Source organism: Micromonospora globispora (genome assembly GCF_003857015.1).
Lineage (GTDB): Bacteria > Actinomycetota > Actinomycetes > Mycobacteriales > Micromonosporaceae > Micromonospora > Micromonospora globispora.
This window is the reverse complement of the sequence record NZ_QGGF01000537.1, coordinates 1-3,459: the sequence shown is the minus strand read 5'-3', so window position 1 is coordinate 3,459 and position 3,459 is coordinate 1. Positions and strand designations below refer to the sequence as shown.

The following is a 3,459-nucleotide window of genomic DNA, read 5'->3' as shown; positions in this document are numbered from 1 at the left end:
TCCGCGAACCCCGCCGCCACCCGCTCCCGGATCGCCGCCAACCGGCCCGTCGGATCCGCGATCACCGTGTCCGTACGGAAACACGGCGCGAACACCCACGACCCCAGCACGTCCTCCGGCGAACCCAGGTCCTCCCACGTCACGGGGGTGACCTCCAGCAGCACCCCCCGATGGCGGAACTTGCCGAACTTGGCTCCCGGCTCGTCCCGCACCAGCAGCACGTCCACATCCGACGACGCCGGCAACACCGCCTCATCCGGCAGCCCCACCGTCGACCCGCTGAAGAACGCGCCCTGGATCCCCGGATCCCGCCGCGCCTGCTCGCGTACCCAGTCGACCGCCACCGCCCGCGCCGCACCCACCCGCACCCCGGCGATCCTGCCATCGGAGCGGGCCCGAGTGTCAGAAAGATCGGAACAACAGACTGGCCGGGTACGCAGGCACCAGCAGCCCAACGTCGGCGGTGAAGGACGCGGCCGCGAGGGCGCGGCCTACCGGGTGGTGGCCTGTTCCTGGGGTCACGAGGTCGGCCGCCACTGGTAGGTCCAGGGCGGTCCGGAGCCGACGACCGGCTGTCGCACGTACAGGCCGTCGCCGACGACGTCGATGTCGCCGGGTTGCAACTCGGCCGGTGGGTTCCCGTGGTCGTCGAGTTCCACGGTCGCAGTGCGTCCATCGGCCGGGCCACCCACGACCGGTACATCAGCTACGTCTCGCATAGATGCAGCATCACGCCCGGGGACCGGAGCTCACCCCGAATGCCGAAGTTCGGTCCGTCAAGGCGACGGCCGATACGACGCCGGCAACACCGCCTCATCCGGCAACCCCACCGTCGACCCGCTGAAGAACACACCTTGCACCGCCGGGTCACGGCGCAGCCGCTCGCCTACCCAGTCGACCGCCACCGCCCGCGCCTCGCCCACCCGCATCCCGGCGATCCTGCCATTAGCCGCAGGCGACCGCCGGCATCGTCAGCCTCCGGCGGCAGCGGCGCCACGTGGCTCTGCCCCGCCGTCACCTCTGCCCGCACCGACGTTTTGGAGCACCTGGGCGTACTCGGCATTCAGCAGGTCGCCGTACCGCCGTTGGCGACGGACCTGATCCCCGCGGCGTCGCGGACCGTGCGGAAGTTGGTGCGGAAGGCGTCGAACACGGTGGAGTCCTCGAGCTGCAGCAGGGTCTCGTCGGACTGACGCAGCGAGTTGTAGCTGAAGTTGTGACTGCCCACCCAGGTGATGGTCCGGTCCGCGCCGCCGTAGTAGTTGCCCTCGACCTGGAGGTACTTGCTGTGCGTCCAGACGCTGTCGCCGATGCAGTAGTACTTGACGACCGGCCCGCCGTAGGGGCTGCTCGTGGCGGCGAGGAGGTTCTTCATGGCGCCGGCTTCGGATCTGCTGTTCTGGTCGTACCGCTGCACCACCTCGACGTAGCAGCCCGCGTTGTCCAACTCCCACAGCTTCGAGGCGATGTAGGTGCGGCTGAAAATCGCCTGGTTGACCCGGATGACGGTGCGGTGGGTGCCGTCCTGCGTGCCCACGACGGAGTTGCCGAAGCAGGAGACGTTGTTGAGCGCCGTCATGATCGTGTCTTCGCTCGCGTCGTCGTACGGCTGTCCGTTGCTTTCCTGCCGCGGATAGAAATGGACCTTCGCGTTGCCAGAGGTCACCGCGGGCCGGCCGGTGTCGTAGGTGTTGTTGTTGACGCCCCGAGCCTTGAGATCGTCGAAGTAGCCGCTGTAGGCGTTGTAGATGTCGGTGTTTCCCACCAGTACCAGCGCCGAGTTCCACCCGCCGAGTCCGTCCCGACCGCTGTGCAGGTTGGCCGTCGACTGGACCACCACGTTGGAGGCTCCTTGGGTGCTGGAGAACAGGAAGAACTTGTCGTGGTTGATCGACCCGACCTTGCTCAGCACCCGGTCGCCGACGCAACCGCGACCCGGCGGACAGAACAGAATCCACGACGGCGCGCTGAGGTCGGTGCCGAGCGCCGTCACCAGGGAGGCGTACGGCGCCTTGGCGGGGTCGTTGTCGTTGAAGATGAGCTGAACGTTGACCCCCCGGTTCTTCGCCGCGATCAAGGCGTTGGGCACGGTGGGGTCGGACGCGTAGAACATCGACATCCTGATGCGGGAGCCCGCCGGCGCGCCGTCGATCAACTCCACGAGGCGCGTCTGGATCGCCGCCTGCTCAGCGGCTGTACCGAGCGGATTGTTGAAGACGGCGGTGGTGGTCGGTACCGCGACCGCGGGCTCGACGCCGACGGACAATGCCGCGGCCACGAGGCACGCGGACGCGGCGAACGACGACATGACCTTGCGTAGGGACACGGACCCCCTCCGGAGTGAACTCACGGCGCCTGCCAAATGAAATGGACATATTGAGAAGAGCATCGATCAGATGCTGCTGCCTTCCGGATCCTCCCCAGGGCCCGGCGTCCGCTACGAAGCCACCATCCACGCACCGACGAGCGGCCACCAGGCGAGCGGGGCCGGGTGGCCCCGACCGAACCAGGCCGTCCCGAAGGACCCCTCCACCAGGGCGGTGATGGCCGTGGCGGCGCGACTGCCGTCTCCATGGGTGGCGACTCTAGCCCGCGAGTTCACCCAGGCCCGAATCATGGTGACCAGGGGTCATCGGCGCGTTACGGACTGCGCAGCCGCTCCTTCCTGGCCTCGTCGAGCGGCCTTGTCGGTTTCTCCTGGTGTTGCGCCGCAAGGTCGGGATCGCCGGCGATTCCCAGGTTGAGGGCCCGGATGGGCGCCTCGCACGCGGGCCGGCACACTTGGCGGCGGTGGCGCGCATCCCGGTCTTGACGGTCTCGATGTCGCCCGTGCCGGACAGGGCGATCTCGTCCGCGCCCCTGGCTCAGCTCCAGGAACGAGGCGAAAATCACCGTCCCCTTGCACCCTCGAGCAACCGGGCGCCTACCGCGATGCGCCGCGCCCCCACGCGATCAAGCCGGTGATGAGCCATGCGACGAGGCCACGGCCTCAGTCCGACATCCGCGGCTCCTCAGCCCTGCTCAGCGCTCCCGCGACCCGCCACCAACGCCGCCAACGTGCGATTGGTCCGGTTCGACCGCACCGCCGCCCGCTGCTGGCCCGCCGTCACCTCGATGTACGTCTGCGACGACGCCAACGACGCGTGCCCCAGCAGCCGCATGATCTCCGCCGCACTCGCCCCGTCCTCCGCCAACCGCGTCGCGAAGGTGTGCCGCAACGCGTGCAACCGCGCCCCGCTCGGCACCCGGTCCACGATGCCCGCCCGCCGGTAGCAGGAGTCCACCAGGTACTGCAGCCCACCGCGGCGCAACGGCTCACCCCGCCGGTCCACCAGCAGCGCAGACCCCGGCCGGACGCTGCGCGCCCCGAACCGGCGCGCCCGACTGTCCAGGTAGGCCGCCAGCAACCGGTCCAGGTCGTCCTCGATCGGCACCACCCGCGGACGCCCACCCTTGCCC

The 3,459-nt window shown here is 69.2% G+C and carries 4 protein-coding genes and 1 pseudogene; all 5 read right to left on the bottom strand.

Annotated elements, in window-relative coordinates:
- Positions 1-368 (bottom strand): annotated as a pseudogene (locus DKL51_RS28185) (hypothetical protein); the annotation flags it as partial.
- Between the two features lie 150 nt (positions 369-518).
- Positions 519-719, bottom strand: coding sequence for a DUF8847 domain-containing protein (locus tag DKL51_RS35265; protein ID WP_498070959.1), 201 nt, complete (start codon positions 717-719; stop codon positions 519-521).
- 57 nt (positions 720-776) lie between these two features.
- Positions 777-929, bottom strand: coding sequence for a hypothetical protein (locus DKL51_RS35260; RefSeq protein ID WP_185734942.1), 153 nt, complete (start codon positions 927-929; stop codon positions 777-779).
- 134 nt (positions 930-1,063) lie between these two features.
- Positions 1,064-2,326: a phospholipase D-like domain-containing protein gene (locus DKL51_RS28180; RefSeq protein ID WP_185734941.1), complete on the bottom strand. Its 1,263-nt coding sequence runs from the start codon at positions 2,324-2,326 to the stop codon at positions 1,064-1,066.
- A 685-nt stretch (positions 2,327-3,011) separates the two neighbouring features.
- Positions 3,012-3,459, bottom strand: a 448-nt coding sequence (locus tag DKL51_RS28175) for a tyrosine-type recombinase/integrase (RefSeq protein ID WP_148097868.1), incomplete at its 5' end; no start/stop codon positions are given.

What these genes read in the sequence shown, in the direction of transcription:
- DKL51_RS35265 (WP_498070959.1), bottom strand. Translation starts at nt 719, where the DNA reads ATGCGAGACGTAGCTGATGTACCGGTCGTGGGTGGCCCGGCCGATGGA.
- DKL51_RS35260 (WP_185734942.1), bottom strand. Translation starts at nt 929, where the DNA reads ATGCGGGTGGGCGAGGCGCGGGCGGTGGCGGTCGACTGGGTAGGCGAG.